The following is an 18,838-nucleotide window of genomic DNA, read 5'->3' as shown; positions in this document are numbered from 1 at the left end:
CCCGCCAGCTGTGGTACGCGTGAGCACGGGTACTCACATCTCCCACGGCGCCTGGGGCAGCACGTCGCCGGTCTCCAGCAGCGACTTGAGGTTCGCCAGGACCGCGGGCCAGCCCTTGGAGATGAGGCCGAGGTCCTCCTCGGACGTCAGTCCGGTGTGGGTGACCGTGAGCCGCACGATCTCCTGCCAGGGCTCCACATCGAACGTGACGGTTCCCGCGCCGTCTTCAGGCCGGTCGCCGGGCATGCCGAACGAGATGACGAGCTGCCGGGGCGGATCGGTCTTGATGACGACGCCGCCGCCGTCAGCGATGCCGGAACCGTCCGTCCGGACATGCTCCCATGTGGAGCCGGGCTGCCAGTCGGACCTGTTGCTGTGCCCCCAGTACCGCGCGGTGAGATCGGCGTCGGTGAGCGCGGACCAGACGCGCTCGGCAGTGCTCCGGATGTACGTGACGTAGACGTAGTCGGGGATCATCGAGCGCTCCTTGATTGCTTCAAGCGCCGCGAGCCGCGGTTCGTCGAACGCGGCGATCCAGCGGCGGCGGATCTCGTGGATGGGCACCGGGTTGAGGTAGTGCAGCTTCTCCCGGCCCCGGCGGACGGTGCTGATCAGGTGCGCCTCCTCGAGCACGGTGAGGTGCTGGGTGGCGGACTGGCGGGCCATGTCGAGCCCGGCGCAGAGCTCGCCGAGCGTCTGGCCGTCGCGGGCCCGGAGGCTGTCGAGGAGGCCGCGGCGAGTGGCGTCGGCGAGCGCGCGGAAGACCCGGTCCATGCCCAGAATTATGCAGGCTTTTACCTGCATTATGCAAGACTCTGTGACCGCGTGTCGAAAGGCCTGTCACAGATCGATGAAATTCGCCCCTTACGGGAGAGGGCATCGGGGGCTTACCGTCTGCATGACGACGAGCGGCGCGGGCGGGCACCCCGTGACACCCGATCGTTGGGTCTTGTGATGCGGCACGTCCGCCGGCGCATCGGCGTGGTGATGACGGGCGGACGGGACGGAGGGCAGAGTGTTGGCCGACTCGGTGGGACCTCGTGTGATCGTCGGTGTGTCGCCGTCGCTGACCGGCTTGCGCGCACTGCGCCTGGCGGTCGGTGAGGCGCGGCGGCGTGGCGTACCGCTGCGTGCGGTGCGCGCCTGGGATCTCGACGGCACGGACGCGGTCTACGTGCGTGGGCGGGATGCGGCCCGCCAGCTGATCCGCGAGTGCTTCGCGGACGCGCTCGGCGGCATGCCGCCGGACGTGCAGATCAACTCGGTGACCGTGCTTGACCGGCCGGGCGCGGCGCTTGTCGACTACGCGCGCGAGGACGACGTGCTCTTCGTCGGCCGGACGCCGCAGCGCTGGTGGCGGCGCGTGTTCCGGCGGTCGATCGCGGGCTATTGCGTGGCGCACGCGACCTGCCCGGTGCAGGTCGTCCCGCCCGACGCGTTCGCACGGCAGTGGCAGCAGCGCAGCGTGGCGGACGCGATCAGCCGGGAGCTGTCCGAACTGAGCGGTTGAGAGACCGTCCTGGCGGTCGACGCGGTGCTGGTGCGATCGGTGCCGCGCCGACCGTGGCTCGAGCGGCTGGCCGACGAGTCGGTGCCGCTCCAGTCCCTCCTGACCTAGCGTCCGGCGCCGCCGACCGCGTGCCAGCCACCGGTCGGCAGCGTGCCGGGCGTCTCCGGTCCCCAGCTCCCCCGCTCGTACGGCAGGATCGGCATCGGCGCGTCCAGTACCGGCGCCACGATCCGCCACTCCTCCCGGATCGTCTCCTCCGAGGCGAAGCGGTCCTGCCGCCCGTCCAGCGCGTCGTCGATCAGCCGCTCGTAGGCTTCCTGGCGCTCGCCGAGCACCGTGCCGAAATCCACGTCGAGCGGCACCGCGCGGGTCGCCGCCGCATCCCGGCCGGGCGCCTTGACGTTGAGCGTGAACCCGAGGCCGTCCTTCTTCCCGAGGCGCAGCCGCAGCAGGTTCGGCGTCGACGGTGCCGTGCTCGACGGCCGCAGCGTCACCACCACCTCGGTCGCGGTCTCACCGAGGTGCTTGCCGGCCCGCAGGTGGAACGGCACGCCCGCCCACCGCCGCGTGTCGATCCGCAGCGTCGCCGCCACGAACGTCTCGGTCGTCGAGCCCTCCCCGACGCCCGGTTCGTCCCGGTAACCCACGTACTGGCCGAAGACGGTGCTCGCCGGGGTCAGCGGCCGCATCCGGCGCAGCGCGTGCAGCTCGTCCGACTTCGACCCGCCCGGCTCCATCGCCAGCAGCGCCGCGACCTGGAGCACGTGGTTCTGCAGCACGTCCCGGACCGCGCCGCTGCGGTCGTAGAAGCCGGCCCGCCCCTGCGTGCCGAACTGCTCCGCAAGCGTGATCTGCACGTTGTCGATATGCTCGCGGCTCCAGATCGGCTCCAGCAGCCGGTTGCCGAACCGGACCGCCGTGATCCCCTCCACCGCCTCCTTGCCGAGGTAGTGGTCGATCCGGAAGATCCGCTCCGGCGCGAACGCGCTCCGCAGTGTGACAGCGAGCGCCTGCGCGGACGCGAGGTCGTACCCGAACGGCTTCTCCACGACCACCCGGCCGCGGTCCGCGAGCTCTCTCAGCCCGTTGACCACGTCGGTGAAGACGGTAGGCGGGATGGCGAGGTAGAAGAGCGGATTCTTCGCGTCGGCAAGTTCCGCGGCCAGCCGGGCGTAGGTGCGCGCGTCGTCGTACCCCCCGGAGATCATGGTCATTCGCGCGGTCAGCGCGTCGAACGCGGCCTCGTCAACAACGTCGACGGCCTCGACCACCGCCTTCCGCACGGTCTTGACCAGCTGTTCGTGGTCCCACGCCGACCGGGCGACGCCGATCACCGGCAGGTCCAGGCGGCCGCGGCGGGTCAGCTCGTAGAGGGCGGGGATCAGCTTCTTGGCGGCGAGATCGCCGGTCACGCCGAACAGAACGACAGCATCAGCGCGCTCGTTCATTGGGGTCCACCCCATAAAGTCGGTAGAGAACTATGCGTTCCTGACCAACGAACACATGATCGTCCGGATTTCCGGAGCGGGGTGAGACGTGGGCGACAGCTAATATGGGCGCGTGAAGCTGAAGCTGGATCTGCACGACATCTTCAACCGCGGTCAGGAGATCGACCGCGCGCTGCGGAACATCATCGACGAGGCGATCCAGAAGAAGGCCGCCACCGTCGAGATCATCCCCGGCAAGGGCAGCGGCGCCCTGAAGAAGAAGGTGCTGCGCTTCCTCGACCAGCGCGACATCAAGCAGCTCTACCACCGTGTCGAGAAGGACGGCGACAACTGGGGCCGCCTGTTCGTGCACTTCAAGCACGACGCCCCGACCGGCCGGCGCGGACGCGGACGCTGAGGTTCCTGGCCGCGGTCCTGCTCTACGGCGGCGCCGTCCACCTCTGGCAGCTCACCACCTGGCCGCCCTACCCGTGGGCCCCGCCGTGGCTTGCCGCCTACTTCCTCTCGCTGACGCTCCTCGACCCGCTCGCCGGCGTGCTCCTACTCCTCCGCCGCCGCGCCGGCCTGCTCCTCGCGGCCGCGATCCTCACCACCGACGCCGCCGCCAACGGCTACTCGATCTACGTGCTCGGCGTGTCCTCCCCCGCCGCCATCGCCGCCCAGGCCATCATCTCGGCTCTCGCCCTCGCCACAATCGTCACGCTCCCCCACACCCTGCCCAGATCAAAAACGCTGCGTGGGTACGACGTGAGCCCGCCCCGATAGCGCTGCCGGGTCAGCTTGCACTGAAGATCGCGTTCGTGGTGGCCGCGCCCGCCGCTGCGATCGTGGTGTGGGGCAGGTACATCGGGCCCTGGCAGATAGGAACCGCGCCCTAGCACCTCCCTCCGGCGACGACGATGTCCCTGGTTTCCCGGCGGATCAGAGGCGGGGACGTCCACAGCACCTCCACAAACGCTCCACCCGTCGCCACCGAGGGCGCGGACAGACTCACGTCATGCGCCAGCTTCTCCGGTTCGGGTATCACGAGGCCGTCAGCTGCATGTTCGCGGTCGCGGTCTTCGCCATGCTGGCGGTGACGAGCGTGGTGCCGCTGCCGATCGCCCGGTACGACGCGCTGCTCGCCGGCTGCCTGGCGCTGACAGTGCTGCTCTGGGCGGTCGGTGTGGAGACCGGGCGGGAGGTACTTGTCATCGGCCTGTTCCACCTGGTCGGTCTCGCCCTGGAGCTGTTCAAGGTCCGCACCGGCTCGTGGGCGTACCCCGGCGAGGCCTTCAGCAAGATCGGCGGCGTGCCGCTGTACAGCGGCTTCATGTACGCGGCAGTCGGCAGCTACATGTGCCAGGCGTGGCGCCGACTCGACCTCCAGCTGATCAACTACCGGACCTGGCCGACCGCGCTCGCCGCCCTGTTCGTCTACGCCAACTTCTTCGCCCACCACTGGCTCCCCGACCTGCGACTGCTCGGCGCGATCGCGCTGATCGCCGCGACCTGGCGAACCACAGTGACGTTCCGCGTCGGGCCCACCCGCTACACGATGCCGCTCGCGGTGTCGTTCCTGCTGATCGGCGGCGTCCTCTGGCTCGCGGAAAACGGCGCGACGTTCCTCGGCGCCTGGCAGTACCCCGACCAAGGCGACGTCTGGCGCATGGTCCACCTCTCGAAATTCGGCTCCTGGGCCCTCCTGGTCAGCGTCAGCTTCGTCCTCGTGGCCGCCCTCAAACGCTGGGAATCCCTCTCCTTCCCCCGCCCCGCACCACCCCAGATCACGAACCCGAAGCCGCTTTCCCACTCCGTGGGTGGTCGCGACCCGCACGCTCCCGCGGGCCAACCTCACGCCGGGCTCCGCTAGCGCTCCGCACGCCGCTCGGATCCGTTCCCGCCGTGGCCGGGCACACCCCCACACCGGTCGCCTGGATCGTCACGTCCAGCGCCGCCGCAGGCAAATCCGGCGCATCTTCCATGCCGTTTCCGCTCACCCAGCCGTCAATGCCGTGCTTCCGACGTGCTGATCCGGCACGCTTCTCCCCGCCGTTTCCCGCCCTACTCACCCGGCCCGGCGCCGCGCTTCCGACCTGCAGATCCGGCACGCTTCTCCCCGCCATTTTCCCGCCCTACTAACCCGGCCCGATGCCGCGCTTCCGACCTGCAGATCCGGCACGCTTCTCCCCGCCATTTTCCCGCCCTACTCAACCCGCACGGCGCCGCGCTTCCGACCTGCAGATCCGACACGCTTCTCCCCGCTTTTTCTCGCCCTACTAACCCGGCCCGATGCCGCGCTTTCGACGTGCTGATCCGGCACGCTCCGCCCTTCAGTCTCCCGCCCTACTCACCCGGCACTGGCGCCTTCCGACATGCCGATCCGGCGCACTATCCCTATCAGTTTCCCACCTGCCCCGGCGTCGCCTTCGGACAGCGCTCGGGACGGCACTATCGATCTTGTGCGCCTCTGAGTCAGGTCGCGTCGCGGGCGCCTTGTGCCCGAAATTTCGCAGCATTGCGGCCAATACGGCACTTATCCACTTTGATCACAAGACCTCGGCAGAGCGCGTGGCCTGACAAAGATCAAGAGCGGCATCGAAGCGGTGGCGCGCGTCAAGCCGGTTGCGCGGCCGGCTCCACTCAGGATTGGGCAAGGTCAAGACATGCGAACGGCTCCCGCAGAAACGTGGAGGGGACAAAGAAGCAGCTACCGCGGGAATTTTGGCGAGGATGATCTACACAGGGATTCGCTGCAGGCAAGGCCAAGGCGGTGCCGCCGAACGGTGGCTGGCGGAGTGGCCGGGGTGGTCAAGATCCTTGTTTTGCTCACGGTCCTTTGCGCAGCCGGGAAAGGACCGTGAGCAAAACAAGGATCTTGATTCCCGCATAGTGGAAGATCCATGTCCGGCCAGAGGACTGGACGGCCTCGCCGGACATGACCCCTGAGCCCTAGGGCCTTCTACCGACCTTCCGCGGTCAGGGTAAGGCGCGTCAGGGGCTTCTATATAACGAAATTTCGGGCGCGGAGTGCCCGACTCGCACCCCGACCGCGAAATCTCAGTAAAGCTTACGTGATCAAGGACAAAAGGCGGTCACTACGGAGAGCAACTGGAGAGCGGGCACCGCGCGCGCGAAATTTTGCCATAAAGCGGATCGGCTTAGAATCTCCGCACAGAGATCATCCGTCGAATGTACACAGGAGTGGCTATGCGGCACCCATAACCACTCCTGTGTACATTCGACGGGTGATTATTCGATTCATTTGGATTGACCAACTGACTCGCTGACTGTCCGATCATTGCGGTGCGTTACCGGGCATTTGATCATATCGGATCGGACGCTGTGCATGGCTGAGTGCTTCAGTTCGTAAGTTCGTCGAGGGTTGACGGCTGGAGGTCAGGCTGCGGCCGGTCGGTGAGAGGGATGATGAAGCCGGCGCAGACGAACTCGAGGGCGTCTTCGGTGGTACCGCTGAACCAACGCCGGTCTTCGTAGCTGTTGTTGCTGGCCCGGCAGTTGGCCGACGAGTACCAACAAAAGCCTCGCGGGTACGACTCGGGCGCTGCCGGAGGGGGATTCCGGCGGCGCCCGAGTACGCACACACTACATTGCACAACGTCGATACGCTGTCCGACGCGCCGCGACCCGGCAAGGCGTGTGCCGTCGGGTCCGGCGGCGTACGGGATCAGGTCAGCGGGTGGCGTCGTCCGAAGGGGAGGTGACGGCGGCGGCCGGGACCTGCTTGGCCTCCTCTTCCTCGTCGAGCATGGTGGCCTCGTCGAAGGGCTCGCGGCCGGCCAGGACCGCGTCGAGGCGCTCCTTGTCGATCTCCTTGGTCCAGGTGCCGACCAGGACGGTGGCGACCGCGTTGCCGGCGAAGTTGGTAAGGGCCCGCGCCTCGGACATGAACCTGTCGATGCCGACGATCAGGCCGACGCCGTCGACCAGGTCGGGGCGGTGGCTCTGCAGGCCGCCGGCGAGCGTGGCCAGGCCGGCGCCGGTGATGCCGGCCGCGCCCTTCGAGGCGATGATCATGAAGAGGAGCAGTGAGATCTGCTCGCTGATGCTCAGCGGGTCGCCCATCGCCGATGCGATGAACAGCGACGCCATGGTCAGGTAGATGGCGGTGCCGTCCAGGTTGAACGAGTAGCCGGTCGGGACCGTGATGCCGACGACCGACTTGCTGATGCCCGCATGCTGCATCTTCGCGATCAGGCGGGGCAGCGCGGACTCGGACGACGACGTGGACACGATCAGCAGGAACTCGCGGCCGAGATACTTGAGCAGGCTGAAGATGTTGACGCCGGCGACCAGCCGCAGGATCAGGCCGAGGATCACGAACACGAAGATCGCGCAGGTGATGTAGAAGCCGAGCATGATCTGGGCCAGGCTCTTCAGTGCGTCCATGCCGGTGGCGCCGACGACCGCGGCGATCGCGCCGAACGCGCCGATCGGGGCCAGCCACATGATCATGGCGAGGATCTTGAAGACCACGCGCTGCAGCAGCTCGACCGCGCGAAGCACCGGCTCGCCCCGCGTGCCCATCGACTGCACCGCGAAGCCGAACAGCAGGGCCACAAGCAGCGTCTGCAGCACCAGGCCCTCGGTAAGCGAGGAGACGAGCGTGTGCGGGATGATCCCGAGCAGGAAGTCGGCGGTGCTTGTGTGCGGCGCCTTGCCGGCCGCGCTCTGACCGGCGGCCGCGACCGAGTCGCTCAGGTGCAGGCCCTGGCCCGGGTGCACGATGTTGCCGACGACCAGGCCGATCGCCAGCGCGACCGTGGACATGGTCAGGAAGTAGCCGAGCGCCAGCCCGCCGACCTTGCCGACGGACGCGGCCTTCCGGATCGAGCCGATGCCGAGGACGATCGTGCAGAAGATGACCGGCCCGATCATCATCTTGATCAGGTTGACGAAGCCGGTGCCGAGCGGTGCCAGCTCCTTCGCCGTGTCCGGCCAGAGGAAGCCGACCGCGATGCCGAGAAGCACGGCGACGATGACGGCGATATAGAGGAAGTGGGTACGGCCACCCGACCGCCGTACCGGCGCTGTGTGCTCTGTGACGCTCATGCCGCAGACTGTGGCCTGTGTCTCAGGGTGAGGCACCATTGCGTTCATTCTGTTCACCGTGAGGACCCGGACCCGAAACATGCCGATCATCCGACGGCCGATCATCCGACGATGGAGCATCGCGCGCGAACTGTTCGTGCTGCAGGTGCTCGTCGTGACGCTGCTGGTCACGGCCGGGACCGTGGGCACTGTCGCGCTCGCCGCGCAGGACGCGCAGCACGCGGCCGTCGAGGAGGTCACGGCCGTGGCCGAGACGATCGCGCTCTCACCGCTTGTGGTGAGCGCGCTGCGCGCCGAAGATCCGACGAGCATCCTCCAGCCGTACGCGGAGAGCGTGCGGGACGCGACCGACACCGACTTCATCGTGGTGATGGCGCCGGACCGCACCCGCTACACGCACCCGAACCCGACGCTGATCAACGGCCCGTTCGTCGGCTCGATCGACGAGGCGCTCAACGGCGGCACCGTGGTGGAGACGACCACCGGCAGCCTCGGCCGGTCCGTGCGCACGGTCGTGCCGGTCCGTGACGAGGCCGGCGCGATCACCGGCCTGGTCTCGGTCGGGATCACCACCGACGAGATCAACCGGCGGCTGCGAAACCAGCTGCCGGTGGTCCTGCTCGCCACGCTTGCCGCGCTCGGGATCGCCGCGGCCGGCGCCTGGCTGCTCTCCAACCGGCTGCGGCGGCAGACGCACGGGCTCGGTCCGGAGGAGATGCGGCGCATGTACGAGTACTACGACGCGGTCCTGCATTCGGTGCGCGAGGGCCTGGTCGTGGTGGACACGGACGGCCGGGTCGCGCTGATCAACGACGAGGGCCGCCGTCTGCTCGGCCTCCCGGACGACGCGGACGACGCGCCGGTCTCCGCGCTCGAGCTGCCCGCCGAGGTCGCGGAGCTGCTCACCGCGGCGGAGCCGCCCGCTGATGTGCCGGTGCTTGCCGGCGATCGCATCCTGGTCGCCAATCAGCGGGCGACGCGCTTCGACGGCCGTACCCTCGGCACGGTCTTGACCTTGCGGGACCACACGGAGCTGCGCGCGCTCTCCGGCGAGCTGGACTCGGTGCGCGGGCTGACCGAGGCGCTGCGCGCGCAGGCGCACGAGGCCGCGAACCGGCTGCACACAGTGCTGACAATGGTCGAGCTGGGGCGCGCGGACGAGGCGGTCCGGCTGGCCACCGCGGAGTTGGAGCTGGCGCAGCAGCTCACCGACCAGGTCGTCGGCGCGGTCGCGGAGCCGGCGCTGGCCGCATTGCTGCTCGGCAAGTCCGCGCAGGCGGCGGAGCGCGGCGTCGAGCTGGTTGTCGACCCGGAGTCCCGGCTGGACGGCGCGCGGCTGCCGAGCCGGGACCTGCTCACAGTGGTCGGTAACCTGATCGACAACGCGCTTGAGGCGCTGGCCGGGCATCCTGCGCCGCGCCGGGTGACGGTGCTTGTCACCGAGGGGCCGGCGGAGGTGCTGGTCCGGGTGAAGGACACCGGGCCGGGCATGACCGCGGAGGAGGCGGCGGCCGCGTTCCGGCGGGGGTGGACCACCAAGCGGGAGGGGCGTGGGCTCGGGCTCGCGCTGGTCCGGCAGGTCGCGGAGCGGCACAACGGGTCGGCGGTGGCGGCGTCCGGGGCTTCGGGCGGTGCGGTGATCACGGTGCGGCTGCCGATCGGAGGCCCGTCATGACAGCGATCCGGGTGCTTGTCGTCGATGACGAGCCGCTGATCGCGGAGGCGCACGTCGCGTACACCCGGCGGATCGAGGGTTTCGAGGTCGTCGGGGTGGCGCATTCCGGGCGGGCCGCGCTGGCCGCGCTCCGGCCCGGCGGCATCGACCTGGTCCTGCTTGATCTGCACCTGCCTGACCTGCACGGGTTGGAGATCGTCAGGGCGTTGCGCGCCGCGGCAATCCCGACTGATGTGCTCGCGGTGACGTCCGCGCGTGATCTCGCCATGGTGCGGTCCGCGGCGGCGCTCGGCGTGGCGCACTACCTGCTGAAACCGTTCACGTTCGCCGGGTTCCGGGACAAGTTGGAGCGGTACGCGGAGTATCACAGGCAACTGCACGGGGACGGGCAGGTGGCGGCGCAGCATGAGATCGACCGGGTCTTCGCGGCGATGCGCGGCGGCGCGCCCGCGGACTCGCTGCCCAAGGGCCTGGACACGGCCACGCTTGACCGGGTGCTCGGCGCTCTGCGCGCGTCGCCGCCGACCGGCGGTCTGTCCGCCGCGGAGATCGCCGCGGCCACCGGCGTCTCGCGTGTCACGGCCCGCAGATACCTCGAACATCTCGCGGGTACGGGGAGAGTGGTGCGGTCCCCGCGGTACGGCGGGCCGGGCCGGCCGGAAGTGGAGTACCGGCCGGCCTGAACACGGTGCGGAGGCGGGGCGGGAGCGGTCACGCGCCCCGGGACGCGCCCGCCGGCTCGGGACGGCGGTTACTCTGCACCGGCACGACCGCGGTCCGCTGCGACGGCGTCTCAGCCGCGTGGTCCCTGCCCGCCTGATCCCTGCCCGCCTGGTGGTCCGTGCTCACCGCGTCGCCCGAGCGGTCCTTGCGGATCTCCGCCACGCTGTTCTGCAACGCCCTTCGCAGTCTCGGCCCGAACGGCTTCTCCACGAACCGGTAGACAAGCCACGCCGGCACCAGCATCAACGCCATCGTCGCCGGCACCAGCACCTCAAGCGGAATGCTCGTGTCGACCATCCCGTGCCGGATCACGATGTACCCCAGCCGCTGGTGCAGCAGGTAGTACGGGTAGGTGAGCGCGCCCGCCACGGTCAGCCAGCGCCAGTCGATCCGGTCGGCCCTACCGGTCGCGACCGCGATCAGCACCAGGTAGACAAGCGTGATGATGAGGACGGCCGGCCAGAGCGGCACGGTCCAGCCCGGGTCGAGTTTCACCCGCCCGGCCAGGCTGTGCAGGTTGAGCAGCCAGGTGAAGGCGAGCATCCCCCACAGCAGCGCCGACCCCCCGAACCGGCGGATCAGGTAGAGCACGATGCCGGCGCAGAAGTAGCCCGCGTACTCCGGCATGACAAGCGTGCTCAGGATCGGGTTGGCGAGCTGCACGGCGAGCACTGACGCGAACACCCAGACCACACAGAAGAGCACGGCTCGCCGGTACGTGACGCCCCGCCCGACCACAAGCGCCCACAGCAGGTAGAACCGCAGCTCGGTCCACAACGTCCAGTAGACGTTGTCCACCGAGGGATGTCCCAGCGGGTGCTGCAGCATGGTCAGGTTGATGCCGATGTCCGTCCAGGTGAACGTGTCGTACACCGGGATCCAGCCGCCCGTGATCGGCAGCAGCGTGGTCACCGCAAGCGTGATCGCGATGCACGCCCAGTAGGCCGGGTAGAGCCGCGCCAGCCGGGACACCGCGTAGTCCCCAAGCCGTTTCCCCCAGCTGCTCATCCCGATCACGAACCCGCTGATCATGAAGAACATCTCGACGCCAAGGAAGCCGTAGATCGTCACCCGGCCGGCGTACGGCAGATAGTGGGTCGGGTTGTGCACTCCATCAACGGACCAGAAGGACGTGTAGTGGTAGAGCGCCACGGCCAGCGCGGCCACCAGCCGGAGCCCGTCCAGAGCGGGAATACGGTACATAACGCTGCATGGTCCCCGCTCCGGCATAAAGCCGAGATAAGTGGTCAGCCAGCTCCCGTTTGCCCGGCTTTTCACCCATCCTCACACGCGCCTTGCCGCCCTATGAAATCGATAGTCCAATTTGCACGCTTAGCTGCTTTTATGAGGTTTCGCAGCGATCTTCGTCGATCAGCGGAGAGGGCGGAAGAACGCGGTGAGGTCGGCGGCGAGGAGGTCGGGCTCCTCGTGGGCGGCGAAGTGGCCGCCGCGCGGCATCGCTGTGTAACGGTGCAGGTCGTAGGTGCGGGCGACCCAGCTGCGCGGCGGCCGGGAGAGGTCCGCGGGGAAGGACGCGAAGCCGGTCGGGACCTCGATGCGCTGCCAGAACGGGCGGTGGGAGAAGTACGGCTGGAACGAGGTGGCGATCGTGTTCGTGAACCAGTAGATCGACGCCTGGGTCAGGATGTCGTCGTCGGTGAACGCGTATGCCGAGTCGCTCCACGCCCGGTACTTCTCGACGATCCAGGCCAGCAGCCCGGCGGGTGAGTCGCTCAGCGCGTGCGCCAGCGTCAGCGGCCGCGTCTGCTGCTGATGCTCGTAAGCACCCTCGGCCGCGTGCCATCGGGCCACCTGCGCGACGTGCGCGCGCTCCTCGTCGGTCACCGGCTCGCCGGGCGGGGTCATCGCGGCCAGCAGGTGAATGCCGATCAGGGACGAGGGGTGGTACGCGGCGAGCCGGCTGGTCACGCCCGCGCCGAGGTCACCGCCGTGGGCGGCGAACCGGTCGTAGCCGAGCACGTCCCGCATGAGCGTGTGCCACAGGTCGTGGGTGGGCACGCCGGACGGCGCGGAGAACCCGAAGCCGGGCAGCGACGGGATCACCACGTCGTAGGAGTCGGCCGCGTCCCCGCCGTACCGGCTGGGGTTGGCGAGCCGGTCGCCGAGCCGGGCCAACTCAAGGAACGTGCTTGGCCAGCCGTGCGTCAACACGATCGGCAGCGGGTGCGGCCCCTCGCCGCGCAGGTGCACGAAATGCAGGCGGGTGTCCGCGACGTCCGCCGTGAACTGCGGCAGCGCGTTGATCTCCGTCTCCCGCGCCCGCCAGTCGAACCCGTCGCCCCAGTGCCGGACGAGCCGCGCGACGGTCTCGGCCTCGGCGCCGGCGGCCCAGCCGGGCGCGGGGAACGCGGCCGGTGCCCGAGTGTCGCGCAGGCGGCGGGTGAGCGCGGTCAGGTCCTGGTCGCTGACGTGCAGCGCAAACGGAGTCAACACCGGTAAAACATAACAGCGGTGTCGTAGATTGCAACACCACTCATCGGCTAGTCTGGTGTCGTGGAGGATTTGGAGCTGCTCGAGGCGTTTCTCAACACGGTCGACGAACGCACGTTCCGGCGGCACGGCGCCACGCACGAGGGCGGCGAGCAACTCCGCGATCAGCGCGCGCTCGACGACTGGCTCACGGCGCACGGCCTGTCCCGAGGGCTGGATCTTGAGGCGGCACTCCGCCTGCGCACGGCGCTCCGAAAGAGCCTGACCGGCGAGGGTACGGCCGAGACGTTCCCACTGCGGCTCGCGTACACGCCGGGAACCGGGCTCACGCTCACGGCCGAGGACCGGATCGTCCTCACGGTCGCGCACACGGTCGCCACCGGCAGCTGGGCGCGCGTCAAACTCTGCGCGGCCCCGGACTGCCGGTGGGCGTTCTACGACACGTCAAAGAGCGGCGCGGGCCGCTGGTGTTCGATGACCGTCTGCGGTAACCGGGCCAAGACCCGCGCTTACCGCAGACGTCACCTGGATCAGTCCCCGAGCCCGTCCGCAAGCACCCACAGCATCGACGCCGCGGACTGACGGTCCGGCGTGCCGATGTAGAGGCCACCGTCGCGTACCCGCAGGAACTGGTCCGGGAAGTTGTGCGACCGCAGCATCACGGCGCCGCCGGCCTGCTGCATGCAGAACGTGGCGTCCGACTTGAAGATCGCGGAGCCGTCGTCCGCGGACGCCCGGATCCGGTAGTCGAAGTGCCGCAGGTACGTGCCGTCCGACGTGCGGAACGAGACGCAGCCGGCGTTCGCCAGACCGGCCACCACCTCGAACGACGCCTCAAGCCGGGTCGCCGCGGAACTACTCGCGGACACCCGCTCCACACTCACGCTGCCACCGCTGGCCCGCACGTAGCGGCCGGAGTCCGAGGCCATCCGCAACGACTGCCGGACCACGACAGGCGTGTTGCCGCCACCGGCCGCCGGCGACGAGGCCGCGGCGGACGGGGTCTTGGACGGCGACGGCTTCGCCGACGGGCTGGGCGAGGCCGACTTCGAGGCGGACGCGGACGGCGACGGCGAGGGGGACGGCGACTCGGACGCGGCGCTCGACTCCACGACCGGCGGCACCGCGTAGACGCCCTGCGACCCGATCGGCGCCGCGGTCCGCGTGCTGTCGTCGCCCTTGATCGCGTTGTTGATCGCCAGGGCGCCCGCGGTCAGCGCCACCACGGCCGCCGCGACCCCGGCCAGCGCCAGCACCGCCGTCGACCGCCCGCCGCGCTCCTTCTCCTCCGCCTCGACCGGCACCGGCAGGATCCCGGCGTCGTCGTCACCGTGATCGGCAGGCGGCGGCAGGTGCCGGGACGCGGTCTGCGACGGCACGAACTGGTCACCGGGCAGGATCACGCCGGCCAGCACGCCGGTGTCCCGGTCATCGGGCCCGTCCGGCCCGGTCTCGGCGCCCGCGGCGACCGCGAGCGGCACCCGCGGGATGACAGCTGTCGACAGCTCCTCGGCCCTCGGCGCCGGTGGGACCGCGCCACGCTGCCGGGGCACCACGGCGCCCTGGGACATCGGCACCGCCACCGTGTCACCGGCGACCGCCCCACGCAACGCCCTCGGCGGGGCCTCCCGCGCGCTCGTACCCTTGGCCGAGCCGCTCCCGGCCACGGCGGGCAGCATCGCGGTAGGCGAGTCCGTCACCGGAATCCGCGTCGGCGCGCCCTTCCAGGCCGGCTCGTCCTCCACCACCGGGTCCGCGCTCGGGATGCGGGTGGGCGCACCCTTCCACGACGGGCCGGCCTCCGACGACGCGTCCGCGCCGGCCGCTGCCGCCGTGCCACCTGTCGCGGCCCGCCCTTCGGCCGTTCCGGCCGCGGACCTTCCAGAGACATCGCCGGTACGGTCCGGGAGCGCCGCGGCTCCGGCCGCGCCTGCCGGATCGGCGCCGTGCCGCCCTCCACCGCCCTGCCCGGACTGATCAGTGCGCCGCACGACCGCACCGCCTGCGGCAGTCTGACCGGCGGAGGCGGGCCGGGCGGTCCCGGCCGCGCCGGACGACGTGGTGTGGCGGGCCGCAGCACCGGCCGCAGTACCGGCGGCAGTACCGGCGGCAGTACCGGCGGCAGTACCGGCGGCAGTACCTGCCGCAGCACCTGCCGCAGCACCTGTGGCAGCACCTGTCGCGGCGGCGCGGAAGGCAGTTCCGGTCGATCCACCCGCCCCCTGACCGGCGGCGTCGGCGACAGCCCGGGAGGCCGATGCGCCAGGCGATGCCGTGTGGCGGGCGGCCGCCCCGGTGGCAGCGCCCGTGCCGGCGCCCTGAACCGACGCGGTCGGCCGGTGAGCCACTCCGCCGGACGCATCGCGCGGGGAAACCTCAGGCGATGCCGTGTGGCGGGCGGCTGCGCCGCCATGCCTGCTCGCAGCGCCTTGGCCGTTCGCAGCGCCTTGACCACTCGCAGAGCCCTGGCCGGATGCAGAGCCCCGACCGCTCACAGAACTCTGACCGCTCACAGAGCCCTGGCCGCTCGCAGAACCTTGACCGCTCACGGGCCCCTGACCGCTCACAGAACCCTGACCGGATGCAGAGCCCCGACCGCTCGCAGAGCCACGGCTGGTCGTTGCGCCTTCAGCCGTGGAGCCCTGCTGTGACCGGGCGGCGTCGGCCGCAGACGACTTTCCGGCGCTACCGGCGGCGGCAGCGGTACCGGCCGCCGCCGCAGCAGCGATGGCCGCGATGTCGACAGTGGGTCCGGCGGAAACCGCTCCAGCATCACCCGTTCGGGTGGCGGGGCGGGCGGTCGGGGGCACTGCAACGCCACCGGCGGCGGTCGCCGCGGCCGCCGGGGTGCCGGGGGCGCCGCCCCAGCCGGCCGAGTACGCGCCCGGCCGTCCGGCCGCCGGGCCGCTGGTGCCGGCCGTGCTCGACCGGACCGGCGTCGCCGCGGGCGTACCCCCGAGCAGTGGGTTGGTCTTGGCGGCGTCGGCCGGGATGACGCCGTCGGCGGCGAGCGCGGTGACGAGCGCGCCCGGGACCGGGACCAGCGGGTTGTCGGCCAGCAGGCGGACCAGTTCGGGCAGGTCGTGGACGGCTGCGGCGCAGGCGGGGCAGTCGCCGACGTGCAGGCCGAGGCCGCGGCGCCAGGCGGGGGCGGGGACGCGGTCCCAGCCGTCGGTGATCGCGGTGAGCTCGGGGCAGGCCGGCTGGGCGCGAAGGGCGCCGACAAGCGCGCGGGCCTGTTCCCACTGCTCGCGGAGTTCGGTGACGCGGCCGGTGACGTCGTCCGGCGGCGTGCGCAGCGCCTCGGCGACCTCGGCGCGGCTGAGCAGGCCGGCGGCCTCAAGCCACCAGAGCGCGAGGACCATCGAGAACTCGCCGTCGATCCAGCGGGTGGCCTCGTCGAGCTCGCGGCGGCGGCCGGTAAGCCCGTGCTGGACGACACCGAGGCCGACGAAGTCGGTGGTGGGGTCCGGTGCGCCGCCGTCGAGCGCGGTCGAGAGGCCGGTGCCTGCGGCTTGGAGCCCGGCGACCTCACGGACGGTCAGCGCGAGCAGCCAGCCGCGGAAGCGTTCCGGGTCGCGGAGCTGGGCCAGCTCGCGCGCGGACCGGGCGAACGTGCGGCGGACCGCGTGCTCGATGTCCGCGTGAACGCGCAGCGCACGGCCCGCGACGTTGTAGACCAGGGGCAGATGGAGCGCGTTCAGCTCCGCAAGCGCTCGACGGTCGCCCACCCGGGCCGCAACAACGAGGTCGATACCCTCGGTCACTTGGCTTCCCACCGCTCTTTTAAGAATTGCTTAATTTCGCACAGCGCCCCAGACCGTACCGAACGAATCTTCTTCGGAAAAGACCGGGGAACCCGTCGAAGCGTGGAGCGGTCATCGATTTCACACTATTGCCGGGCCACTGGGGACGGTCGATTCTGCCCCAGCCGCCGCGGGACGGTCATCCGGGCCCGGCGCGTGTGATGTTCCAGGTCGCGGCCGGGTGCCCGAAATTTCGGCCTATGACGGTATCGACCGGCGTTTCCGCTGCTCAGGGCAGAGGCGAAGATCAAATACCACAGAGGGTACGCATTAGGCAGCAGAAAGCGCATACGACGGCAACGGCTCCCGGCGCGCCAACCACTCCCCCGGAATTCCGTCACGCCCCGTATAAGACGCCACAATGCCACCGACGATCGCGCCGGTCGTGTCCACGTCGCCGCCCGCTTCCACACAGGCAAAGATCGCTGCGGAAAAATCGTGCAGATACGTGACCGCGGTCCAGAGCGCGAACGGCACCGTGTCCTGCGCCAGCACCTGCGCGCCGTTTCCCAACTCGTAGGCCGCCTCCGCCACGGTCACCCCGAGTAGCCGGCGCGCCCGCTCCACGCCGGTCCGCACCTGGCTCCCGACGAGATAATCACCGATCGCGTCGAGCAGATCCGCGGGCTCCGGCCGGTCACGCAGGGTTCGCGCCCACCCGGCCTCCGCGGCGGCGACCGCCACGGCCACCGCGCCGAGGATCGCCTCCGGATGCGCGTGCGTGATCTCCGCGGAGCGCAGCGCCTCCCGGGCCGCGGTCGCCGAATCCCCCGCGTGGAACGCACCGAGCGGCGCCACCCGCATCGCCGCGCCGTTCCCCATCGACCCCTGCCCGCCGAACGCGGCCGGCGCCAGCACCCGCCAGTCCCCACCCTCACGGATCTGCCGGAGCAGCACTACCGCGCCCCCGCCGTACCCCCGATAGGGCTCGAAATGCTCTCCGAACAGCGCGGCCAGCCGGTCCTGGTCGAGCGGCTGCCCGGCCCGCGCCGCGGCCACGACCGAACAGGCCATCTCGGTGTCGTCGGTCCACGGCCATTCCCCGGCCGGAAGGGTGTCCGGGTGCGTCCCCGGTACAAAGAACTGTGCGCCGAGCGCGTCGCCGACGGAGAGCCCGTCCAGGCTGTCCCGGCAGATATCGATCATCACCATACGCGGCCCATCCTGCCAGACCTCCCGGCGCTCGGGAACAGGCGGACGCCCGTACCCCCGGAAGCCTTTGAATGCATGAACGGCCGGACCCGGGAGGAAGGTTCCGGGTCCGGCCGTTCTTCCCCCGGCGGCAGGGCCGGTGCGAGCGTGGGGGCTGGCCGCGGTCGCGCCGGTGCGGGGGACTGAGGAAAGCTAGCGAACGGCGCGCGGGCGGCGGGTCAGGGCGAAACCGACCACGCCCGCGATCGCGGCGAGCATGCCGCCACCCGCGGTCCAGAACCAGCGGGCCGAGAACTCGGGCAGGCTGGGCAGCCAGTCCCAGTTCCAGCCGTCATCGCCGGCGTCGGAGGAACCCGCTAGCGGGCTGCCGGACGGCGCGGCCGACGGCTGCGCGTTGACGGTGCCGGCCTTGGTCACCGGGTTGAGCGGCGCCGCCAGCTCGCCGTCGTCCGCGGAGGTGCCGGCCTCGTCCGCACCGACGAGCAGCGACACCTTCGCGGGCTGGCCGAGGTCCTTCTCCGGCATCGCCGTGATGGAGAGCCGGACGTAGTACGTGCCGGGCAGCGGGTCGCCGGACCACGGCTCGGCCCACGAGCGCACCCGGCGGAGCGTGCAGCGCAGCTTCACCTCGGCGTCGGCGGTCTTGGCGACCGGGCTCTGCACGCCGTCGACACACGCCTGGCGGCGGCGCAGACCGTCGAAGACCTCGACGGTCCAGGCCTGGTCGCCGGTACGGTCCGCAGCCGGCGGCAGCGTGACGGTGGCCGCGATGTCGTGCACCTGGCCCGCGGTGGCCGCGAACGACCAGTACAGGTACTCACCGGTGGCCGCGTCGACCTCGACCGGCTGGCCCGCGTCGACGGCGGCCGCGTTGTTGAAGTTGGTGCCGGCCTTGGTGACGGTCTGCGCACCCGGGGACGGCGTGACCTCGGTGTCAGTTGTGGGGGTGGGCGCGGCCTGCGCGGGGGCGGCGAGCCCCAGCAGCAGCGCGGCGCCGCCCAGAACAGTCAGGACTCGCATG

The 18,838-nt window shown here is 70.5% G+C and carries 15 protein-coding genes; 7 read left to right on the top strand and 8 right to left on the bottom strand.

The genetic code is table 11. The features are described 5' to 3' along the window. Positions 1-33: 33 nt before the first annotated feature. Positions 34-774, bottom strand: a complete 741-nt coding sequence (locus ACIA8K_RS20765) for an ArsR/SmtB family transcription factor (RefSeq protein WP_396061469.1) — start codon at positions 772-774, stop codon at positions 34-36. A 268-nt stretch (positions 775-1,042) separates the two neighbouring features. Between ACIA8K_RS20765 and ACIA8K_RS20760 the strand changes: the two genes are divergently transcribed. Continuing rightward, complete coding sequence (locus ACIA8K_RS20760; protein WP_396061466.1) at positions 1,043-1,510, top strand: universal stress protein; 468 nt, start codon at positions 1,043-1,045, stop codon at positions 1,508-1,510. Between the two features lie 104 nt (positions 1,511-1,614). On the opposite strand, the gene zwf is transcribed toward ACIA8K_RS20760, so the two are convergent. After that, positions 1,615-2,958, bottom strand: coding sequence for a glucose-6-phosphate dehydrogenase (zwf, locus tag ACIA8K_RS20755; protein WP_396061463.1), 1,344 nt, complete (start codon positions 2,956-2,958; stop codon positions 1,615-1,617). Between the two features lie 112 nt (positions 2,959-3,070). On the opposite strand from zwf, the gene ACIA8K_RS20750 reads away from it, so the two are divergent. The 3 genes from ACIA8K_RS20750 to ACIA8K_RS20740 all read left to right on the top strand — a co-directional run bounded on the left by ACIA8K_RS20750 (position 3,071) and on the right by ACIA8K_RS20740 (position 4,810). Beyond that, on the top strand, positions 3,071-3,355 hold the full coding sequence (locus ACIA8K_RS20750) for a Smr/MutS family protein (protein ID WP_033337616.1): 285 nt from the start codon (positions 3,071-3,073) through the stop codon (positions 3,353-3,355). Between the two features lie 137 nt (positions 3,356-3,492). Continuing rightward, positions 3,493-3,723 carry a hypothetical protein gene (locus ACIA8K_RS20745; RefSeq protein ID WP_396061460.1) on the top strand — a complete coding sequence of 77 codons (231 nt, stop codon included), beginning with the start codon at positions 3,493-3,495 and terminating at the stop codon, positions 3,721-3,723. A 232-nt stretch (positions 3,724-3,955) separates the two neighbouring features. Continuing rightward, positions 3,956-4,810, top strand: a complete 855-nt coding sequence (locus tag ACIA8K_RS20740; protein WP_396061457.1) for a DUF817 domain-containing protein — start codon at positions 3,956-3,958, stop codon at positions 4,808-4,810. Between the two features lie 1,820 nt (positions 4,811-6,630). On the opposite strand, the gene ACIA8K_RS20735 is transcribed toward ACIA8K_RS20740, so the two are convergent. Then, complete coding sequence (locus ACIA8K_RS20735) at positions 6,631-8,010, bottom strand: cation:dicarboxylate symporter family transporter (protein ID WP_396061454.1); 1,380 nt, start codon at positions 8,008-8,010, stop codon at positions 6,631-6,633. 79 nt (positions 8,011-8,089) lie between these two features. Between ACIA8K_RS20735 and ACIA8K_RS20730 the strand changes: the two genes are divergently transcribed. Both ACIA8K_RS20730 and ACIA8K_RS20725 read left to right on the top strand, forming a co-directional pair. Continuing rightward, the gene (locus ACIA8K_RS20730; protein WP_396061451.1) at positions 8,090-9,685 is read left to right on the top strand and encodes an ATP-binding protein; all 1,596 of its coding nucleotides are present in this window, start codon (positions 8,090-8,092) and stop codon (positions 9,683-9,685) included. Then, positions 9,682-10,368 carry a response regulator gene (locus tag ACIA8K_RS20725; protein ID WP_396061449.1) on the top strand — a complete coding sequence of 229 codons (687 nt, stop codon included), beginning with the start codon at positions 9,682-9,684 and terminating at the stop codon, positions 10,366-10,368. Before ACIA8K_RS20730 ends, ACIA8K_RS20725 begins: the two co-directional genes overlap by 4 nt. Positions 10,369-10,396: 28 nt before the next feature. On the opposite strand, the gene ACIA8K_RS20720 is transcribed toward ACIA8K_RS20725, so the two are convergent. Beyond that, entirely contained in the window at positions 10,397-11,611 is a 1,215-nt protein-coding gene (locus tag ACIA8K_RS20720; RefSeq protein ID WP_396061446.1) for an acyltransferase family protein, read from the bottom strand. A gap of 168 nt (positions 11,612-11,779) precedes the next feature. Further along, the gene (locus ACIA8K_RS20715; RefSeq protein ID WP_396061444.1) at positions 11,780-12,862 is read right to left on the bottom strand and encodes an epoxide hydrolase family protein; all 1,083 of its coding nucleotides are present in this window, start codon (positions 12,860-12,862) and stop codon (positions 11,780-11,782) included. Between the two features lie 60 nt (positions 12,863-12,922). Here ACIA8K_RS20715 and ACIA8K_RS20710 point away from each other — a divergent pair, with 60 nt between their 5' ends. Next, positions 12,923-13,441: a CGNR zinc finger domain-containing protein gene (locus ACIA8K_RS20710; RefSeq protein WP_396061441.1), complete on the top strand. Its 519-nt coding sequence runs from the start codon at positions 12,923-12,925 to the stop codon at positions 13,439-13,441. Here the strand turns inward: ACIA8K_RS20710 and ACIA8K_RS20705 are convergent. The 3 genes from ACIA8K_RS20705 to ACIA8K_RS20695 all read right to left on the bottom strand — a co-directional run bounded on the left by ACIA8K_RS20705 (position 13,390) and on the right by ACIA8K_RS20695 (position 18,837). Next, positions 13,390-16,626: an AbfB domain-containing protein gene (locus ACIA8K_RS20705; protein WP_396061439.1), complete on the bottom strand. Its 3,237-nt coding sequence runs from the start codon at positions 16,624-16,626 to the stop codon at positions 13,390-13,392. The genes ACIA8K_RS20710 and ACIA8K_RS20705 overlap by 52 nt on opposite strands. Before the next feature lie 309 nt (positions 16,627-16,935). Further along, entirely contained in the window at positions 16,936-17,817 is an 882-nt protein-coding gene (locus ACIA8K_RS20700; RefSeq protein ID WP_396061436.1) for an ADP-ribosylglycohydrolase family protein, read from the bottom strand. 192 nt (positions 17,818-18,009) lie between these two features. After that, entirely contained in the window at positions 18,010-18,837 is an 828-nt protein-coding gene (locus tag ACIA8K_RS20695) for a peptidase (protein WP_396061433.1), read from the bottom strand. Between the last annotated feature and the right edge of the window lies 1 nt (position 18,838).

The sequence above is a fragment of the Catenuloplanes sp. NPDC051500 genome, assembly GCF_044454585.1.
In the GTDB taxonomy this organism is placed as follows: Bacteria; Actinomycetota; Actinomycetes; order Mycobacteriales; family Micromonosporaceae; genus Catenuloplanes.
The sequence above is the reverse complement of the archived record's forward strand: the minus strand, read 5'-3'. Positions and strand labels throughout refer to the sequence as shown.